This is a genomic window from Candidatus Epulonipiscium viviparus, assembly GCF_030708075.1.
Classification (GTDB): Bacteria; Bacillota; Clostridia; order Lachnospirales; family Cellulosilyticaceae; genus Epulonipiscioides; species Epulonipiscioides viviparus.
Map to the genome: position 1 here is coordinate 200,689 of NZ_CP117982.1, position 21,126 is coordinate 221,814.

A 21,126-nucleotide genomic window follows, 5' to 3' on the forward strand; every position below is an offset into this window, starting at 1 on the left:
TTAGGAGACAATGCAATGATAAAGAAAATTAGTTTTTTGATCGTTACTGCCGTATTAATGTCACCTGTTGTGGTCTGTGCCCAAGCATCTGCTGCAGTTATTAGGGAAGATCTGGATTGGATAGAGGTAGAGGGGATATTGGAAGGGCGAGTTAAATTTGATGCTGCAACTGGCGAAATCGTAGCAGTAGAAGAGTCGGTAACAGTTGCGCACATTCCTTTTGAGATTAACGGAGCTGCGGTAAAAGCCATTGGTCCATCTGCATTTGGATGGTGTACCAATTTAACAAGCTTATCTTTACCCAATACGATTGAGGTAATTGGAGAGAGAGCTTTTCAGGCCTGCGTTAATTTAGTAAACATAAATATTCCAGAAGGCATCCATTCTGTGAACGCCGCCGCATTTTTCTTGTGTGAAAATTTACAATCTATCAGCATTCCTAGTAGTCTTTCTTTTGTGGGACCAGATCTTTTTGCAGGGTGCGAGAAGTTGGCCACTGTTTATTATGGTGGCGATTCTAATGGTTGGAACGCAATGCGCATTTCTATACCTGAGAATACTATTGTCAATTTAGCAGAAACCTGGATTAGTGTTCCTGGAATAGAGGGCGGACTAGTTAAGTTTGACAGAAACAAAGGTACTATAACTGAAGTAGAGAAAACAGTTCGTGTGGCCAACATTCCGAGCGCCATTGATGGAATTGCAGTGATCGAGATAGCTTCAGAAGCGTTTTATGATTGCAACAATTTGCGCGCTGCCTATTTGCCAAATACTGTAAATTCTATACCAGATGGATTGTTTGAAAATTGTAGTAGTCTAGCTTTGGTCTACATTCCAGACAGCGTTCAATATATTGGTCAAAAAGCATTTTGGGGATGCGTTAGTCTCAAAAATATCGATCTACCAGATGAGTTATTGGAACTTGGCGATCGGGCCTTTTTCGGATGCGATAACATTACTAGAATCAATATTCCAGAAAAGGTGGAGAAGCTAGGTAATTTGTTATTTGGCGGATGCGACAACTTAGATACCATTGTAATAAAAGGCAATGTTAGCGAGATTGCTCCGGATGCATTTAGTTATTGTAATAAACTAGAAATGATTTATTACAACGGCAGCTACGTGTATTGGGATTCATTGCAAATTAATGTTGCAGCAAATATAGAAGTAATTTGTAATGCCGATGTCACAATGCCGTCGTTGCCTTATGATAAAATCGCGCATATCAATACTAAAATGGACGCAATCTCGGTGTTGGGCAATGCAATCATGCAGTTATCTGGTGAGCAAAGGTCCGATGCCAATAGTGTGGATGCGGTCGCTCAGTTTGCAGAGGCGATGATTGCCCATGTTGCTAGTGTGTATATCGCACCATATGATAACGGAATTTTAGCCATAAACTATGATACACTTTTGGAATTTGAGCAAACTGCTATTGACCTAGCTAACGATCTCTTTTTGTTTATCAATAACTCGGGGATGATGCTAACACGTAAGTTAGAGCATGAAATCAGAATTTATACTAAACCAAATACGATAATAAATATCGATCCCAATGTGGCTATGTCTAAATTTGACAAATTATGGATTTCTACTGGAAATTTGGAAGTTGCCATTGATTTAGATAAAGTTGTCGGAGAAGCTGCAATTGAGATTGCAACAAATGTGGATGATGGGTATCGTATCTCTTATACAGGAGGAGGTACCCCGCTGACCGTTGCTATTACTGTGCCTGACGAAGACTTTAAGTACCAGACTCTGTCTGAAAATGGTACCATTATTGGCGGCAAATATAATCCAGCAACAAACAAGTTAGAAGCCAAAACTACAGTTGATAACGGTGTATATACTGTGATTAATAATCAAAAATATTTTTCCGATATCGATAGAACCAGTGCGCAAATGCAAGAATCAATTAATTTTCTCGCAGCAAAAGGCATCATTACGGGTCGAGATGGTACGGTAATTAACGATACAATCTTAAATGTATTTGAGCCCGATGCGCCGATTTCGAGAGCGGAAGTTGCCACTATGTTAGTTAAAGTTTTATATGCATATGATTCAAATGCAAATGCTTGGTATGATGACGTTGCCGAAGATGACTGGTATGTTGCGGCCGCTGGGTCGGCTCACAATATTGGAATTATGATAGGCGAGGACAACAAATTTCGAGGAAACGACCCTATAACACAAGAAGAATTTATGTCTGTTGTCGCTAGAGTGTTACAATTAGATAAAGACTACATAGAAGTTGATAACATTAATAAATATTTATCTGAATATGCAGATGCAGCATCAATAGTTTGGGCACACGAAGACATCGCTTTTGCCACACGGGAGGATTTGGTAATGAGATATAATTCGGCAAATTTTATGCCCACTGCAACAGTAACACGAGGAGAAGCTGCTGTAATTTTAAAGAAATTGTTTGACAGATTAGAATAGATAGAAGGAGAGGTAACTATGTATATAGAAAATATACTGATGATAGTGGGAGTTATAGGAAGTGCGGTAAGTCTGATAGGGTTAGCTAGCTATATTATAACTAATAAGAAAATTAAGATAAAACAAGCGATAGAAGACGATTCTAATATGGAATATATAACTCAAACGATGATACATTCGTCAGCCATAGAAGAAAGCAATAATACAATTATAGATCAAGGAATTACCGAACTAGATGACGAAGTTTGGGGAGAAGTAGAACAAGACTATGACTACCTGCATACCGTTGTGTTTCAGGGCAGATATGTTATTGATTGGCAGATGGCAGGCGGAGGGATGAGCCATGTGTATGCTGTTAAAAGCAGTTCATTGGGGAGTAATTGGCTAATTAAGCATATAGAACCACAATTTCAGTCGTTAATGCGAGAAGAAGATATCCTAAAAAAGTTAAATCACACTAATTTACCCAAAATTGTAGATGTATTTTACGATATATCAGGAACGTATATTGTTCAAAGTTTTATTGAGGGAATTTCTCTCGACAAAGTGATTGCATCAGAACTAGCATTGACGCAATATCAAATTTATGATTGGGCAAAGCAGCTAACAGAAGTTCTCGATTATTTACACACGCTAAAGCCTAGTCCTATTATACATCGCGATCTGAAGCCTGCTAATATTATAGTATCTCATAGCGATAAATTAGTACTTATAGATTTTGGAATTTCTAAAGAAGAACACGCTATCGAAGAAATTCACGCTATCACTAAACATTACGCATCTCCAGAGCAATATAAAAAACAAAAAACAGATTCTAGGTCTGATATATATAGCCTTGGAGTTATTTTATTTGAATTGGCTACTAAGAAAAAGCCAAATAAGACTAATCATATTTTATTGACCGAAGCTGTTTCACAAGAATTTGGAAATATTATCCTCAAATGTATTAAAGAAAATCCAGCAGAAAGATATCAAAGCTCTCGTGAATTACTAACAGATTTAGAACAAATCCAATCTTCGCGACTTAAGTTTGCGCAAACCTTAGTGCGTCGAAAAGTTGTATTTATTACATCTATATGCGCTTTGATAGCTTCCGTTAGCGTTATTTTTATAAGCACTTATATCGCAAATCAGCAAAAACTTTCGTTTATAGAACTTGTTCCGGGAATTTTAAAAATTAGTGAGCAACAATCCAAAGAGTTAGTTATAATGCAAGAATTTGATGACGGAGAAATAAAGCAACTGGCTGCCGAAGATATTACTTGGCTACATGCAGATAATAACATTGCTAAAATCGATGGTAACTTTATTGTGGGGATGAATGAAGGTTTTGTAGAATTTGTAGGTCAGTATCGCAATAAAATTATTTCTACAGAAATTCAGGTAGTAAAACCTATGGATGGAATGGTAGAAATCTCGCTTAAGTATGATCCTACATATCGTGTTTTAACTGCATTTGGAACTGGGCAACGAGATCATGTAAATGGATCAATTGCTAATGCCAGCTTTGTTGCACCCGAAAGCCTCACTCAAACGGATGATGGAGCGTTGCTTGTAGTAGACAGTGGATCGCTTCGAAAAATTTCTGATGATACTGTTGAAACCATTATGTTTTCTCCATATTATATGCTATCTGATGTAGTTAGGAGTTTTGAGAATGAAGTTTATGTTTTAACGCATCCTTGGGAAGAAGCGGATGGTCGAACTTTGTTTGGCATTTCTCGAGTAGATCTTTCAACCAAAACTTCGGAGCAATTGTATGTCGCAGATTCTATGTATATGGATGTAATTGATTTTACATTAGATAATAATGGGGACCTTTTGTTAATTGTAAAAAACGGAATGATGAACTCTGTAGAAATTCATAAAGTTGATACCGAGACCAAAGCTATCTCTCCTCTTGCACGGGCTTATATGGATACAGTTTCTATTGCTGTAGATAACAACAATGTAATTTATATTTCTAACTCGGAGCGTGGAACTATAGAAAAATTGGCAGGGGATAATTGGGAATATGTGGCAGGAATAGAGAATAGCCGAAATTTTGTAGATGGAAATGTTTCGCAATTTTATAGACCACAAAAGATCACGTATCATGATGGTGATTTTTATGTAATAGACTATAATGTAATACGAAAAATTATAATGGAAGATGGGATTGTTGTAGATGTTATAACTGTAGCTGGAGAAGTTTCTACCGCCAAAAATGTGAAAACAATAAACGGACGAGCAAGCGATATAATTTTTGATGGAAGCATCCTGAGAGAAATTGTAGTCTCTGACGATGTAATATATGTTTCAGATCCTAGCAATAGTGTAATACGTAAAATAGTACAGTAAAAAAAGACTGCACCAGTAAGTTTCGGTGCAGTCTAAAATTATACTAATTTTTTCATGGCGTTAATGCAAATATCGGCCACATCTCTAACTTCCATTCCAAGCATTTCGCAACCCTTTTTTATTATCTCTCGATCACATTTTGCGGCAAAACGCTTGTCTTTAAAATTTTTCATAAAGCTGGATACTTTTAAATCTGCTATACCATTAGGTCTCATTCTGGCTGCTGCTGAAATGATGCCCGTAAGCTCATCGACTGTAAATAAACTTTTTTCGCAGTTGGTTAGCGGCTCGATCTCATTACATATAGTCCATCCATGGCTCAAGATTGCCCGAATTTCTTCTGCCGACACTCCTGCCTGTTCTAATGGCTCTTTCGTATGTTGTAGATGCTCATCAGGATATTTTTCATAATCATAGTCATGCAGATATCCTATAGCCTCCCAATGCTCCACATTTTCATTAAAATGTTTAGCCATTCCACCCATGGCGGCCATAACGCCTTCTGCATGAGTGATCAAATGAGGTTCAGTCACCATCGTTGCAAGCAATTGTTTCGATTTGTCTAAAGTTAACATAATTTTCCTTCCTCCAAAGCTTTTGCATATGATAGCATCATCAAATGCTTATGTCAAGCCCTGTTTTATGACATTTCTGTAAGCCATTTCACAATAACAGATAATAGCTGATCTTGAGTTAAGTCATCAAAATTTGGAGTTTTTTCTATTAAATAGTTTTTACTTGCCTCATCAATGCCACATTTTATTTCTTGCAAATACTCATCCTTAACCGCGGTAGTGTAGTTTGCTTGCTTAATCTCGTTGCGCAATTCAATCAATTTAGGACGGTTATCATAATTAACTGCAGTTACTAGGTTTTTCAACATCGCATTATCTCGTGCAGCTTGGGTTCTAAGCTCTCGTAATTCATAGATTTCACCATTAAAGGTTCTTAAATCTAGGTCTATTTGCTTCAAGATGTTATTAATTTCGTCTAAGGCCACACTATTTTGTATATTATATTTTTGCATTAAGTATATAATATCTTCTTTAACCAACAACGCTTTTTGCTCAGTCGATACGTCAGATTCACGCAAAAATTTTAATAACCTATTCTGGATTAGAGTATCTAAAGCTACATCATCTTCCATAGCATATTGACGACTGGTCTTATCTTTATACAATGCATTTTTAAACGTTCTTAGTTCAACGTCAAAGTCATTTAAAATTTGATTGATCGAATTTAATGCAATACTAGACTTAATTTGGAAATCTTCCATCAGTTTTTCTATTTTGACCTTAATCTCCAATGCCTGCTCTTGGGTTGTTATTAGAACATGGTCTGTTAATGAAGCAAGTTTTGCATTTATTATATCTTCAAGATCGACGTTAAAGTATTTTGCAATTTCGACAATATCATGATTTGTATCAAGATCTTTCATAATAATAAATTGGTATATTTCACTATTAAACGGATCTAGTTCCAATAATTGAATTAATACATTTTCTATATCATCGGTATTCTTAAAAATTAAATCTAAATTATTTATAATAGCCTGGGCCTTTTCAACATCAGCATCTGATACATAGCCATATTCATACCCCTTACTTACGGTTAAAGCTTCGCAAACAGCAAAATGTGCATCGCAAGCATTGGTTAAAATTGCCTGGCTGAGATTATTGAAAGTTTCTGGGTCATTAAAAATTACTTCTTTTTTTAGGTTTGCATCACTATATGCCATAGAGCTTGCCATAAGGTTAAACAAACTTTGGGCTAATTCGGTAATTAGGTTACTAGCTGTATCTGTTCCTGTTACTTCAGTATAGTCGTCTTTGTCGGTAATCATAATCTGACTTTTTTTGATTAAACTATCTTGAGCCTCTAGAGAATCCATGATATTTTCATGTTTTTTATAAATATTCTTAAATATACTTTCCCAATTGAGATATTTACCATAATATTCCTCAAAAAACTTTTGGATATCAATTTCATATATACCGTTACTCACAAACTCTTTAATAGCAATCTCAACAATGCGACTTAAAATTTTATTTCCCTGATCATATCCACTATGAGCTACATCATCTAAACTAATATTTTGCTCTTTGTAATCATTTTCATATTCTTTTTGAAGTTCATATGCCAAGTTTTCATACTTGACTCTAATACTCATATATCTATCTCTATTATCAGATACTTCTAACGTTTTACCAAAAATATTAAAATTTACTGCCATATTAATTATTCCTTTCGTAGTCATTTTTTAACTTTACATATATGGTGCTCATTTAAGTATTTGTGATATGTACTTTATAGCCATGATTATAGGATTATCGGTAGTTTAATATATTATATGTCTGCTCATAATTATTATAGTACTAAAATATAAAAAAATGTATATCAAAAAGCTATTGCATATAAAACAACAATAGCTCCCTTAATCTACTAATTTTCGGTATTAAAACATTTTACGGCTTCAAGAAATCTCTGCAAAAAAGTAAATGTAATCATAACCGCAAACAAAAGACATGTGATATAAATGAACTGTGGCAATAAAATCATTAAGCTAAACATTATAAATGCTTCACTGCGCTCTACTAATCCGGCTTGATAGTAAAAACTTTTTTCTCCTGTTTTTTCACTGGCCGCGGCAACTGTTAAAAATACAGTCATCGACAAAATAATCGAGCAAGCAAGTAACACAAATAAATACATATACTGCGGATGCTTAACTGCCAGAACGAGAATTAAAGATATTTCAACGACCCTGTCAAACACAATATCCATTATAGTACCTAGTGGCGACGATGTTTTGGTGATCCTTGCAATAGTTCCGTCGAGCGCATCAAAAAATCCTGAAATCCATAATACAATTACAGCCGCTATTGGCGATAAGTTAAAGGCTATTATCCCTGCTGGAAGCAACCCCACAAATAAAGCGAGGAGTGTTATATGATTTGCCGAAACCTTCATTTTTATTAGCAGCTTGGCAACGCCAGATAAGGCAGGTTGTATGAATTTTCTTGCTTTAGTATCTAACATAATTTTCCATCCCTTCTTAAGTTTATAAATTTTCCATATCTATGCCTTTTCTTTTGGCAACAAATTTTGGAATCTGGGCAACAGCATATAAAATTACACATGCAATCCCCAAGTTGATCATGACGTCAACTGTAACCCCATTCTCTGCGATATCTCCTGCCATATAAGCATAAATAAAAGCTCCCGGCATCATCGTAATAAATGACAATACAGTATACATAACTATATTTATGTTTGTCACACCGTAAGCATAGTTTTGAATGTTATACGGAAATATAGGCACGAGTCTTGTGATCATCAAAAAATCTCGCCCATTCTTGGCAACTCCGGCTTCAACTTTTTTAAAAATAACATTATCACCAAATTTGTTTACGATAAAATCACGTGCTATATAACGAGCGACGATAAATGCCGCAAGCGCTCCCAAGGTTGCTCCTGTTAAAGATAATATAGCTCCCAAAACGGGGCCAAACACTATGCCTCCGGTTATAGTAATGGCACTTGCTGGTAAAGAAAATATGGCAGATATAATATAAATGATAATAAATAATACATATCCATACGCTCCAGCTTCTTCTATCATGGCGCGAAATGCATCAAAATCACTAATGGTATCCGCCAATCCCGAACTGAATATTCCAATGGCTGCAACAATTAGAATAGCAACAACCAGAATTATCTTCATCTTTTTACTCATAACAATTTCCTTTCTACATTTCTTCTATATTTATTTATGTTTCATGACCTTCTTAATACCCGCCTTCGATTTATAGCGGTTTGACCATGCTTTAACTGGTGAAGCTAATATATCATTTGGTGGATTATCTCCATCCATCACGACAGGCCCCCACACCAAATCTAGTATATGCCACGACTTTCCGCCGCCTTGCAAAATAGATGAGCGACATGCGGAGCAATAAACGACGCTGTAATCAGACTCCAATGTTTCGACACGTCGTTGCATTACTTTTTTGGCTGCCTCAGGGTTTGCTGGAACAACCATTCCACCAGCACCGCAGCAACGGGTTTTTTCTCGTGAATACTCAGATTCTTTGATTTGATATCCCAATTCGGTTAAAATCCATCTAATGCCGTCTTGCAACTCCGAATCATAACGCGTCGAACAAGCATCATGAATTGTAAATATCACTTTGCTATCCTTTGCCTTTCCTCGTAAATGCTCTGGTAAACCTATGGCTGGAAATACCGACCACAACGAATGAGCTGCGATATCACTACTGTCATTAAATGTTAATTTGCAACTTTGGCAGGCAACGATCATTTCTTCTATTTCAACATCGTGTATATCTTTACAAAGTCCAGCAAAACGCTCCTTAAATAGATCATATTGCCCAATCAATTTTGTAGGTTTACCACAACATTTTTGGACAACCGAGAATTTCGGCAACACTTCATTTAAATACTCTATCGTTTTGGTAGATGCATCGGGATTATAAGACGGCAAACTGCATCCAGGCATGTAGCCGTAACGTATATTTTTATCTAATTGAAAGCTCATTATTTTTCGTCCCCCTTAATTTTAGTGCTAAAGAACTTTGAGAAACCTAACAGCTGATGCATCTTTATTGAGCTGTGCCCTTTCATTGGCGACTCCCCGTTATTGGCATTAACATAGTCTTTACGAGAGTCAATAAATATTTGTTTCATCGGCAGCTCTTTGGGGCAAACTACTGTACAGTTATCGCACGAATTGCAAGAGTATGCTAACTTAGGTTCCAATTCTTGGCTTACTAATCCGGCCACAATATCTTTGGGACAGTTACCAAAGTCGTTCATCATTATGCACTCTTTCATACATAGTTTGCACTCACAAGATAGGCAGCGAGACGCCTCCGCAATAGCATCTTCTTCGCTAAAGCCCAGGTCAGATTGCTCAAAATCTAGCTTGCGTTCATCTGCAGGTCGCATGTTTGTATGCAACCGAGGTAGGTCCAATGTCTTCTCTGGCAAAGGCACATCCAGTTTGGTTTCGTATACCCACTCATGTTTTAGATCTCTGCTATCTAGCAAATCTCTATTGCTTACAAAACGGTCGATGCTGATTGCAGCTTTTTTGCCAAGCGCCATAGCTTCAACGATTCTAACCCCTTCTAATGCCGCGTCTCCTGCAACAAATAATTTTTCTACAGATGTTGCAAGAGTATTTAAATCAACTTGGTATCTGCCAGCTTTGAGTTGCGTCAATGCACTATCAGTTATGTCTTCTACGATTTGACCCGTTGCCATAATGATGGTATCAACATCTAGAGTTTTGACATCTTCACTTTGGAGGTGCTGAATTTTGATTCCTACAACTTTGTTATCTTGCGTGAGAATTTCGATAGGATTGTACTCGGTATAAAATAATACGCCTTCTTCTTTGGCCTCCATTTTTTCTTCATTTGAAGCGCGTAAATCCTCAAAAGTTCTGCGAGATGATAGATGAACTTCAGTTGCTCCAATTCTCCAAGCCGATCTCGCGCAGTCCATGGCAACGTCGCCACCGCCTATAACCATAATGCGTTTTCCGGCCTTTGCAAAGTTTTTGGTAAAGCTGATTTCCCTGAGATAGTCTGCTGCCGCATAGACACCCTCTGCGTCAGATCCAGGCATTTGGATAATATTTCCTAAATGTGCGCCATGAGCCAGCAGCACGGCATCGAATTGATCTGTCAAAGCTGTTAACGCAATATCTTTGCCAATCTCAACTCCAAATTTAATCTCAATACCCAGCTTTCCAAGATAGCTATACTCAAAATCGATGACTTCGCGAGGTAATCTATATTCTGGTATGCCAACTCGCATCATTCCGCCAACTACATCCAACTTTTCAAAAATGGTTACGCTATGCCCATTGCGACGCAAATTTATTGCCGCTTGAGCACCGGCTGGTCCCGCCCCAACTATTGCAATTGATTTGCCTGTATCTTCCGCCGTGGTTAAATCCCATACAGATTCATCGTCAGCTTTTTCGGCAACGAATCGCTTTAATGCCGCAATGGCTATCGAGTTATTAAACTCTGTGCCTCGACGACAATTCTGCTCGCAAGGATGTGCGCAAACACGACCCAACGTATTTGGTAAAAACAAATTTTGGCGAATCACTTTTATCGCTTCTGGATAATTTTTGCTCTGGATTAATTTCACATATCCTTTGACATCGGTATTCATCGGGCAACTGCTTTGGCAAAACGCATCTTCTTCTCCCATACATTCATTTGCAATTTTTTTGCTATTGTCTATAATACTGGAATCAAATTGAACTTTTTTCATATTATTTATCTCCATTTTGAACTAAGGTTGCAGGATTATCTTTTTCATAATATTCATACGACCATTCTATCCACGAGCCGTCGTAATTCTTTACATTATCATAGCCCAACGCTTGCGTTAATACAAACAATGTATGCGCACTACGAACTCCTGATTGGCAATACGTAATTATGTCTTGATCTTCAAATTCGCCATAAAGTTGCTCCAATTCTGCTAGAGGTTTCATGGTTGTATCTTCAGCTAGTGCGTTAGACCACTCGATCCATGGCGCATTTGCTATTTTACCCGGTCCAAATGCTCCGCTCGATACTGTTTCTCCCTGCTCTTCTGCCGCAGTACGAGTATCCAAAATTACAGTATCTGAATCTAAGGCCAAAATGACATCGTCCAAATTTGCCAAGATGTCGGTATTTACATTTGGAGCGACATAATTACTAGGCGTTACTTTGGGGTTTGCGTTTCCGGTTGGCAGATCCGCACCTACCCAGGCGTTTAAGCCACCATCTAAATAGCGAACATCATTATGACCCAACATGGTAATTTGCCACCACAAACGTGCTGCATCATGATGAGCATTTGCAGCATAAACGACTATCGTGCTATCGGGAGTTGCCCCATAACTAGATAGAATATCTTCCATTTGAGCAGTTGAGTTTGCCATCCCACCAAAATCATACGCATCGGCAGGGGCTTCATAATCCGAGCGCCACATTGTAAAAGAACCTTCGATCGGCGTATTGCTTGTTGCTGGGTTTATAGCTCCGATGATTACTAAATCAGCTGATTCGTCGTTCATTAGTTTATACAATTCGTCGTGAGTTATAAATGCTTTTGGATTAGCATATTCCGAAATTTTTTCACTAGTGGCATCGGCATCCACAACAACTTTGTCGGTTCCAAAAAATGCTTTCCATCCTATGTATCCACCTACGGCCGCGGCAACAATCAAAGCTGTTGCTACTATAATTCCTTTTTTCATTGATTACCTCCAAATTCAAAATTAACTTGATGTTAAAAATTATATCGGATTACTGGATGCATGTCAATATTTTACTAAATTTATTTCGGATACATGCAATCGCTTGATTAAATCGGGCCCTTATGTTATTCTGAATAAAATTTTATAACGAAAGGGTGTTTTGATGAATGTAGTTATCATTTTTACTGATCAACAACGTAAGAGTGCATTAGGTAAAGTTAATCCGCAATATATTACTCCAAATTTAGATCGCTTAGCAAATGAGGGTGTTTTATTTTATAATGGCTATACTTCGAATCCGGTTTGTACTGCCGCTCGTGTATGCTTATTATCGGGCAAGCATTCTAGCATTACAGGTCGTTATGGCAATGGCAAAGGAATTCGAGATTGCGATTTGCAGTTAGCCGAGGTGATGAAAGCTGCTGGTTATAATACAGCCTATGTTGGCAAATATCACCTAGATGGTGGCGGCAATAATCCTGTTCCAAAAGGGCAGCGAAAGGGAATCGATCGACTAATGGCTTATCAATGCTACAACGGATTTCGACCAGATCCGCCACACAACAATGCCGTAGTATTCTTTGATGAAAATGATAAAAAATACCGTTATGATTATCACCGAACAGATGTCACAACTGATTTATCGCTAAACTATCTCGAAGATTTAACTGCAGATGCCAAGCCATTTTTTATGCTCGTAAATTATCAGGCACCGCATTATCCTGAGCAGCCGTCGGATCAATATTACAAACTATATGAGAACACAACATTTACTCTGCCTGCAGATTACGAAGAAATAGATCCATATACACAAACGTTTAGTCCGCCATCTGCGAAGCCCATAGAAAATTGTCCCGATTATCAGCGATACGGCAACAACATTCAAGAGTACCTCCGATGCTATGCCGGAATGTGTACCCAAATCGATACAGGAGTTGGCAAAATTATCGACCTCTTAAAAGCAAAAGCTGTCTATGATGATACAGTAATTATCTACACATCAGACCATGGCGATATGCAAGGATCAAAGGGTCAAAAGAATAAGCAGCTTCCATACGAAGGCTCTGCAGGAGTTCCTATGATCATTAAATATCCCAATGGCAGGGTAAACGAATTTTCTGATGAGCTAATATCAATTATAGACATCTTTAATACTTGTGCAGATATAGCAGGATACCAGCATAATGAGGATGTCGCGAGCATTAGTGTGCTGCCATACTTGCAAAGAAAAGTTGAAACGACACATGATTTTGTTATATCAGAAGGAGGGCAAAATTTTAAGGATAATTGGAAGATGATTCGAGATAAGCGATATAAATTGATTACGAAATATGACTACACGCCCACTGAATTATATGATATGCAAAGTGATCCAAACGAAACAAACAATTTGATAGAAAGCATGGCCATGCAAACCGTCATTGCTAAATTATTAGATCAACTGAAAGCCGAAACAATTATTTATAAAGAGGCATAATTGGCTGCCGCGGATGTAGGCATTAAGAGAGGTGCGAGAGATATGTGGGCGTTGACAGCCATAACAGTGTATGCTAGCATGATTGATGAATTTACTTTATATGGAATACGTTAATATATAGGAGGGTTTATTTATGGCAAAACGACTTGTTACGCTTTGTACTTGCCAATGGGCAGATTTGGAGTTGGATCCGTTATGTAAGTTAGCAAAAGAGATGGGTTATGACGGCGTTGAGCTTGCTTGTTGGGGCAATAATGTGGATATAGAAAAAGCAATAAACGATGACACTTATATAAAATACATTTTGGATACTCTCAAAAAATATGATCTGCAATGTAAAGCTTTGGCAACGCACATTATTGGCCAGTGCGTGGGAGATGCGCGAGATGTCCGATTGAATAACTTTGCACCAGCAGAGCTCGCAAACGACGCAATCGCAATTCGAGAGTGGGGCATTGACACGATGAAAAAGTCTGCTTTAGTTGCGCATAAACTGGGAGTAAAAATTATTACTGGATTTACTGGATCTGCGATATGGAGGTATGTATATTCGTTTCCGCAAACCACCGCTGAGATGGTGGAAAAAGGATTTGATGAAATTGTGACGTTGTGGACTCCTATTTTAGATGAATTTAAAAAATATGATATCAAGTTTGCGTTAGAAGTGCATCCTGGAGAAATTGCTTTCGACTATTATTCAACTCAAAAGTTGTTAGAAAAATTTAAAGATAGACCAGAGTTTGGACTAAACTTTGACCCGAGTCATTTGATTTGGCAGGGAGTTACGCCGCATATTTTCTTGAACGACTTTGCGCACAGAGTATATCACGTTCATATGAAAGATGCCGCAGTGACACTGGATGGGCGAAGCGGAATTTTGGGATCGCATATAGATTTTGGAGATTTAAGAAGAGGCTGGAACTTTAGGTCTTTGGGGCATGGGCAAGTAAATTTTGAAGAAATCATTCGCGTACTAAATCTTCATGGATATGATGGGCCTCTTTCTGTGGAATGGGAAGATAGCGGAATGGACCGAATTATGGGTGCCACAGAAGCGGCAGCCTTTGTAAAGCGCATAGACTTTAAACCCTCTAATGTAAAATTTGATGAGGCAATTGCAAACTAAAAAGGAGCTGCAAATATGTTAAAATATGGAATGGTAGGCGGCTCTATGAGTGCGTTTATAGGCGAAGTACACAGAAAGGCAATTAACTTTGATCCTAGGGCAAAGCTGGTAGCAGGATGTTTTAGTAGCGATATAGAAAAGAATAAGGAAGTTCAAGAAGTATATGAAATAGACCGCATTTATAATACTTATGAAGAGATGGCAAGTGCGGAGGGTGCGCGACCAGATGGAATTGATTTCGTATCGATAGTAACGCCAAACTCTACTCATTATGTAATTGCAAAAAACTTTTTGTTAAATGGAATTAGTGTTGTGTGCGAAAAGCCGTTATGCTTTACTGTTGAGCAAGCTCTCGAATTGGAATCACTGGCAACTAAAAATAATTTGGTTTTTGCAGTAACGTATACCTACACAGGATATACCCTTGCTAGGGTTATGAAAGAAATGATAGGAAATGGAAAGATAGGAAACGTTATTGCAGTAAATGCGGAGTATGTTCAAGACTGGTTGCTAGACGAATTATCTGATCCTGGAGCTGGGCAAAACTTATCAGTCTGGCGTAAAGACCCGAATCTGTCTGGAGTCTCAAATTGCGTGGGAGATATCGGAACACACATCGAAAGCTTTGTACATTATGTAACAGGACTAAAAATTAAGCGATTGCTAGCCACGACAAATACGTATGGAGAGCAGTTAGACTTGAATGCAAACATCATTGTAGAGTATGAAAACGGAGCCAACGGTGCATATTGGTGTTCTCAAGTAGCTGCAGGCAGGCTAAACGATTTATACGTGAGAATTTATGGGGATTTGGGATCACTAGAATGGAGACAAGAAGAGCCCGATCTGCTTCGATACACTCCAAAAGGCGAGGCACCTAGAATGATCGCAAGAGGAACATCGTATATAGAAGAATTAAGCGCAAATGAAAAGCGAGTTCCATCAGGGCATCCGGAAGGGTTGTTCGTAGCTTTTGCAAATATATATCGCGATGTTATTTCAGATATATTAGCAAGAAAGGCTGGCACAACCTTCGATAAGGAATGCTCTTACCCAACAGTTAGCGATGGTGTGAATGGAGTAAAATTCGTTCATGCGGTGATCGCAAGCGCAAATAATAATAGCAGTTGGCAAGAAATTTAAAAATAAATCCCTCTACCATAATTAGTAGAGGGACATTTTATTTAGTTAATTTTGAATTTACTCATTTGACCTCGAAGAGCATTAGATTGCGCGGCAAGTTCTTCGCTGATTGCTACATTTTCTTCGGAGATAGCAGTGTTTTTAGACATTTCGTTTGCTAGCTTCTCTGTATTTTTAACAACAGCGTGCAATGAATCTCGTTGACCCAAGGCATTTTTATGAACGATTTCAGAAATTTCAACACTCTGATTACTAGCCGAAACAATATTATTGAGTGCATCAGTGGTGAGAGCCACCATTGCCTCGCCTTGTTTAACATTATTCAAGCTTGTGTTAATTAATTCGTAAATGCGTTTAACAATTTCTGTAGTTTGAGTAGATAAGTCGCGAATTTCCATCGCCACAATAGCAAAGCCTTTTCCGCCTTCACCAGCACGAGCAGCTTCAATTGAGGCATTTAAGGCAAGCAAATTGGTTTGAGTTGCAATTGAATCTATGGATGTAATGACCTGAGAAATTTCGTTGGTAGATTCTGTGATATTATGCATAGCAGCAACCATTTGATCAGAGATATTTTTCCCATCTGTCGCTTTAGCTGTCATATCTTTAACGATTTTATAACTCTTGTCTATATTATCGATAGAACCAATAATTTCATCAGTTACATTGATAGTATCAGTTTTGAACTCTTGTAATAGCTCTGCTTGTTCTAGTGTCGTCGTTGCAAGTTCCATAGCCGACGAGGAAAGATCTGCCGCACCGCCATCAAGCTCACCAATAGACGCTGAAATTTCTCTAAATACATCTTTTAGAGTCGAACCAATGGTGGTAAGAGATTCTTGAATCACCTTAAAATCGCCGATATAATTTTGTTTAGGGCCCGCAGTAAAATTTCCTTGAGCAAAAGCATTAAGTATTGCAGATATTTCTTGTAGATAATTATTTAACATTTGTGAAAGCTTAGACGTACCATCTACAAGTACGGCGATTTCTCGGCTCTCGATAGGAATGGACGTAGTATCAATTTTAATGTTTCCTTGAGTTATAATGGCCAACATCTCTGAAGCGCGTTCGATAGGAGTAATATACCTTTTTGTAAATTTCCTAATCAGAAATATGCTTACAATTATAGTACATATACATAAAAGCGATGACGATAGAATATTGCTCCAAAATTCTTCGCTGATAAAACGTGTAGGATAGTTAGATATCAATTTCCAATCACTATATGGAATTTGAGTCCATTTACTATAAACTTCTTCACCATTAGCAGTGTGGATAACGATTGAAGTGTTTTCAGGTTGACTAATTACATTAATATATTCATATTGTGATAACTCAACTAATGTGCCATCAGCTTTGGGTTGAAATTCTTTGCTTGGATGTATAACTACCTGATTATCGTCATTGATAACAAATGAATATGTACCATCTCCAGTGTCGATATCTAAAATGATATCTATCAAAGTTTGAATATCTATATCTATAGCCAAAACACCAACTGGTATATTGCTTTTATCAACAACTTGTTGCGAAATAGTAATAACTAAGTCACCTGTGCTTGCATCAATATACGGATCTGATACATAAACCTCAGGAGAAGACATAGCTCCAATATACCAATCTTTAACAGTAGGATTATATACTCCTGGATTCCAATTGGTGGAAGTATAAATGTGTTCTGGACTGGCAAAAAATAGCATTTTTATTCTAGGGTCAATATTAGCATGATATTTAAAATAATCAGGCAATAAATTTACAGTTGTATGCATTTCACTTTGTTCTAATTCGTTAACTAAGATAGATAATTTTCCGCTCTGTTCTGAAATCCATCCTTTGAATTCAGTGGTGGCCATAATGGCATTCTTGTCCAAAATATTTTCAGCATCTCTTAACATTAATTGATTAGAAGTGACCAATTGTATTGTTGTTGTAATTAATAGCAGACATATAATTATAGAATTAAAAACCAAGCTAATATGTCTCGATAAAGATTTTTTCATATACATTATTCCTCCTTGTCTGTTTTTATATATTATACCTTAGATGGAAGAATTATGCAATATTGTTTTGTATTATAAAGAAAAAAAATGGTTAAATTAAATTTTTGAAAAAAATAGTCTCCGCAATGGTGCCATTCATTCGAGTTTTGTCCCATCTGAAAATAAAAACAATTATGAACTTTTAACAATTCATGATTAGTGTTGAATGCAATTTGTCGAGTAGATGTAGGATCAGAAAGCGCAACCTCAAACCCTTCTTTGTCTGCATAAGATTTAATAGCATCCGCGTCAATCATGTCTAGTACGCCATCTTTGGTATTGCCATCTTTCATTGCATTGGGTAATATGGATCTGTAATTATGTCAATAGATGGCAAAAAAATATTCCAAAAATTGTAATATCTTAAATAGCTAGTCCATATAATTAAATATTACAAATACGAAAGGAAGATTTTATGTCTCGGCACAAATTTATAGTTGTAAAGTTACAAGAATGGAAAGTTCCTGCAGTAATGGTTGGTGTTGCCGCACTATGTTTCGCGAGTTACGTACAAATTACTGAAAACAAAGCGAGCTCTGCAAATGCGGTAGAAGCCTTTTCTCCTCTGTATACATATGAAGATGGAGTTTATATAGCAAACCTCGCCTTTGCAAATGCTAATATGAACTTGGTTGTAAATGTGGTAGACGAAGTAATAGTTTCTGTTAGCTTAGAAGATTTTGATGAATCCGAACGACTGCTATATTCTGATTTAAATAATAGTATAGCGTTTGTAAATAATTATGTAGTTTCAACGCAATCTATTGAGATTACAGATCAAAATACGATCTCTACTGCAACAAGTATTTTGATGGATGGCGTGGCGGTGGCTTTATCAAAACAACGAGAAGCTACTCTAAATACGACTTATCAATCGCCATTGCTAGAAATGCCATTATCCGCAGAATAATATAGAGCTGTTTTTATTGCAGTTCTATTTTTTTTTGCAAAATTTTATTAACAAGCTTGATAAGTTTAGATAGCTATGTAATAGCGAATGGAGGAATTATGAGTATATTAAATGTTTTATTATTATCAGCTGGATTAGCGGTGGATGCAAGTTGCGTTGCGAGTGCAAATGGTATTGCGTATCAGCTATCGTTATATTCAATTTTGAAGGTTGCTTTGTTTTTTGCAGTATTTCAGGCGGTTATGCCTATGGTAGGATATGGCATTGTTCAGGGAATAGGCTTTGATATTTCGAGATTTACGCCATATATTGCGTTGGTGATTTTAGGTGCATTAGGCGTTAAGATGATTCTGGATGGAGTTGCAAATAAAGAAGCTGCCACAGATGCCAAAGTTTTGAGCATCAAGTTGATTCTACTTCAGTCGATTTCTACTAGCATTGACGCGTTGAGCGTTGGAACATTTTTGGTAGGACTATCTTTCGTCGCGATGATCAAGGTTGTTGCAGTTATAGGGGTAACAACTTTTTTGATGTGTATATTGGCAGGAGTTTTGGGAACTAAAATAGGTACCAAGCTAAATAATAAAGCCGAAATCGTGGGAGGATTGGTTTTAATATTTTTGGGAATCAAAATTTTTCTCGAAAGTTGACCTTGCAGAATTTTAATTATTCGATTATACTCTTTATTCGGAAAGTAATTATTAATCGGAGGTTTGACATGGAAAATCAACAATATATATTAAACAGACAACTGGCTCAGATGCTTAAAGGTGGCGTTATTATGGATGTTATGACTCCAGAGCAAGCAATCATAGCCGAAGCAGCAGGTGCATGTGCAGTTATGGCACTCGAGAGAATTCCAGCAGATATACGAGCGGCAGGTGGCGTTTCTAGAATGAGCGACCCTAAGATGATTAAAGAAATTCAAAAGGCAGTTTCTATTCCTGTTATGGCAAAATGCCGAATCGGACACTTTGTTGAAGCACAAGTTTTAGAAGCGATTAAAATTGATTATATTGATGAAAGCGAAGTGTTGACACCAGCAGATGATACATTCCATATAGACAAACGCAAATTTAAAGTTCCATTTGTGTGTGGCGCAAAAGATTTGGGAGAAGCACTAAGAAGAATCAACGAAGGTGCGACGATGATTAGAACCAAAGGCGAGCCAGGTACCGGTGACGTAGTTCAGGCAGTAACTCATATGAGGGCGATGCAAAGAGAGATGAAAAAGCTTACTACAATGTCTGAAGATGAATTATACAATGCGGCAAAAGAGCTACAAGTACCGTATGAGCTGGTTTTGTATGTGCACCAAAATGGTAAATTGCCAGTAGTAAATTTTGCTGCAGGCGGAGTTGCAACACCAGCAGATGCTGCATTGATGATGCAATTAGGGGCAGAAGGAGTGTTTGTAGGATCGGGAATATTTAAATCTGGAGATCCAGTAAAACGAGCGGCAGCTATAGTAAAAGCAGTGACCAATTATAACGACTACGAGATGATTGCAGAAGTTTCAGAAGATCTTGGTGAAGCTATGGTAGGGATCAATGCAAACGAAATTTCGTTGCTAATGGCTGAGCGTGGTAAATAAATGAAAATTGGAGTCTTAGCATTACAAGGAGCATTTATTGAGCACATCAAAATATTAGAAAAATTGGGAGTTAGATGCGTAGAAATTCGTCAGCGAAAAGATTTTGCATATAATTTTGATGGATTGATTCTTCCTGGCGGAGAAAGCACCACTATAGGTAAGCTACTAAAAGATTTAGATTTAATGGATCCGATTAGAAATCAAATTGTAGGAGGGTTGCCCGTATTTGGAACCTGTGCAGGAATGATTTTGCTGGCAAAGTCGATACAAAATCAGGATAAAACATATATTGCAACCATGGATACCAAAGTGATTCGAAATGCGTACGGAAGACAGTATGACAGTTTTAATACAAACGCTCTGTTTAATAAGCGAATGGTGGAGATGCCTTTTATTAGAGCTCCGTATATCGAGCAAGTTTCCGCTAATGTGAACGTACTCTCTATCGTGAATGATAAAATTGTCGCAGTTCAACAAAACAAGCAACTGGCCACGTCATTTCACCCAGAGCTTACAGATGATACCTATGTCCACGAATATTTTTTAGAAATGATTAAGTGTTAGAATATATTATTTTCCACTATACACGATAAAAATTGTAGTAGTATAGTAAGATAATTTATCCAAAAACAATTAATCTATCAGGTCCTTCCTATTATGGGAGGGCCTTTTTAGGTATTTTGGATAAATTTAACTGTAAAATTATGTATAATATTACGTATTGTGCAAATATCTGATATGTTATAATATAAATCACA

17 protein-coding genes are annotated in these 21,126 nt (G+C 37.3%); 9 read left to right on the plus strand and 8 right to left on the minus strand.

What is annotated here, in order from left to right:
* The first annotated feature begins 15 nt into the window (after positions 1 to 15).
* Together PCY70_RS00585 and PCY70_RS00590 are read left to right on the plus strand one after the other, a co-directional pair.
* Complete coding sequence (locus tag PCY70_RS00585) at positions 16 to 2,445, plus strand: leucine-rich repeat protein (RefSeq protein WP_305768033.1); 2,430 nt, start codon at positions 16 to 18, stop codon at positions 2,443 to 2,445.
* An 18-nt stretch (positions 2,446 to 2,463) separates the two neighbouring features.
* On the plus strand, positions 2,464 to 4,785 hold the full coding sequence (locus tag PCY70_RS00590; RefSeq protein ID WP_305768034.1) for a serine/threonine-protein kinase: 2,322 nt from the start codon (positions 2,464 to 2,466) through the stop codon (positions 4,783 to 4,785).
* Positions 4,786 to 4,823: 38 nt separating this feature from the next.
* Here the strand turns inward: PCY70_RS00590 and PCY70_RS00595 are convergent, their stop codons facing one another.
* The 7 genes from PCY70_RS00595 to PCY70_RS00625 form a co-directional block, all read right to left on the minus strand.
* On the minus strand, positions 4,824 to 5,360 hold the full coding sequence (locus tag PCY70_RS00595; protein ID WP_305768035.1) for an HD domain-containing protein: 537 nt from the start codon (positions 5,358 to 5,360) through the stop codon (positions 4,824 to 4,826).
* Positions 5,361 to 5,425: 65 nt separating this feature from the next.
* Positions 5,426 to 6,955, minus strand: coding sequence for a hypothetical protein (locus PCY70_RS00600; RefSeq protein ID WP_305768036.1), 1,530 nt, complete (start codon positions 6,953 to 6,955; stop codon positions 5,426 to 5,428).
* 272 nt (positions 6,956 to 7,227) lie between these two features.
* Positions 7,228 to 7,824 (minus strand): CDP-alcohol phosphatidyltransferase family protein, encoded by a 597-nt coding sequence (locus PCY70_RS00605; RefSeq protein ID WP_305768037.1) that lies wholly within the window; start codon positions 7,822 to 7,824, stop codon positions 7,228 to 7,230.
* Between the two features lie 22 nt (positions 7,825 to 7,846).
* On the minus strand, positions 7,847 to 8,521 hold the full coding sequence (locus tag PCY70_RS00610; protein ID WP_305768038.1) for a TVP38/TMEM64 family protein: 675 nt from the start codon (positions 8,519 to 8,521) through the stop codon (positions 7,847 to 7,849).
* Positions 8,522 to 8,551: 30 nt separating this feature from the next.
* Complete coding sequence (locus PCY70_RS00615) at positions 8,552 to 9,343, minus strand: heterodisulfide reductase-related iron-sulfur binding cluster (RefSeq protein WP_305768039.1); 792 nt, start codon at positions 9,341 to 9,343, stop codon at positions 8,552 to 8,554.
* Positions 9,343 to 11,097, minus strand: coding sequence for an FAD-dependent oxidoreductase (locus tag PCY70_RS00620; protein ID WP_305768040.1), 1,755 nt, complete (start codon positions 11,095 to 11,097; stop codon positions 9,343 to 9,345). Before PCY70_RS00620 ends, PCY70_RS00615 begins: the two co-directional genes overlap by 1 nt.
* A gap of 1 nt (position 11,098) precedes the next feature.
* Positions 11,099 to 12,076 carry a sulfurtransferase gene (locus PCY70_RS00625; RefSeq protein WP_305768041.1) on the minus strand — a complete coding sequence of 326 codons (978 nt, stop codon included), beginning with the start codon at positions 12,074 to 12,076 and terminating at the stop codon, positions 11,099 to 11,101.
* A 163-nt stretch (positions 12,077 to 12,239) separates the two neighbouring features.
* On the opposite strand from PCY70_RS00625, the gene PCY70_RS00630 reads away from it, so the two are divergent.
* The 3 genes from PCY70_RS00630 (at position 12,240) to PCY70_RS00640 (ending at position 15,822) form a co-directional block, all read left to right on the plus strand.
* Entirely contained in the window at positions 12,240 to 13,553 is a 1,314-nt protein-coding gene (locus tag PCY70_RS00630) for a sulfatase family protein (protein WP_305768042.1), read from the plus strand.
* 133 nt (positions 13,554 to 13,686) lie between these two features.
* Entirely contained in the window at positions 13,687 to 14,679 is a 993-nt protein-coding gene (locus PCY70_RS00635; RefSeq protein WP_305768043.1) for a sugar phosphate isomerase/epimerase family protein, read from the plus strand.
* 15 nt (positions 14,680 to 14,694) lie between these two features.
* Positions 14,695 to 15,822, plus strand: coding sequence for a Gfo/Idh/MocA family protein (locus PCY70_RS00640; protein ID WP_305768044.1), 1,128 nt, complete (start codon positions 14,695 to 14,697; stop codon positions 15,820 to 15,822).
* Between the two features lie 41 nt (positions 15,823 to 15,863).
* Here PCY70_RS00640 and PCY70_RS00645 read toward each other — a convergent pair whose 3' ends face one another.
* On the minus strand, positions 15,864 to 17,825 hold the full coding sequence (locus tag PCY70_RS00645; protein ID WP_305768045.1) for a methyl-accepting chemotaxis protein: 1,962 nt from the start codon (positions 17,823 to 17,825) through the stop codon (positions 15,864 to 15,866).
* 454 nt (positions 17,826 to 18,279) lie between these two features.
* On the opposite strand from PCY70_RS00645, the gene PCY70_RS00650 reads away from it, so the two are divergent.
* The 4 genes from PCY70_RS00650 (at position 18,280) to pdxT (ending at position 20,932) form a co-directional block, all read left to right on the plus strand.
* On the plus strand, positions 18,280 to 18,774 hold the full coding sequence (locus PCY70_RS00650; RefSeq protein WP_305768046.1) for a hypothetical protein: 495 nt from the start codon (positions 18,280 to 18,282) through the stop codon (positions 18,772 to 18,774).
* 98 nt (positions 18,775 to 18,872) lie between these two features.
* The gene (locus PCY70_RS00655) at positions 18,873 to 19,424 is read left to right on the plus strand and encodes a manganese efflux pump MntP (protein ID WP_305768047.1); all 552 of its coding nucleotides are present in this window, start codon (positions 18,873 to 18,875) and stop codon (positions 19,422 to 19,424) included.
* A 68-nt stretch (positions 19,425 to 19,492) separates the two neighbouring features.
* Positions 19,493 to 20,368, plus strand: coding sequence for a pyridoxal 5'-phosphate synthase lyase subunit PdxS (pdxS, locus tag PCY70_RS00660; RefSeq protein ID WP_305768048.1), 876 nt, complete (start codon positions 19,493 to 19,495; stop codon positions 20,366 to 20,368).
* Complete coding sequence (gene pdxT / locus PCY70_RS00665) at positions 20,369 to 20,932, plus strand: pyridoxal 5'-phosphate synthase glutaminase subunit PdxT (protein WP_305768049.1); 564 nt, start codon at positions 20,369 to 20,371, stop codon at positions 20,930 to 20,932.
* Positions 20,933 to 21,126: the final 194 nt, after the last annotated feature.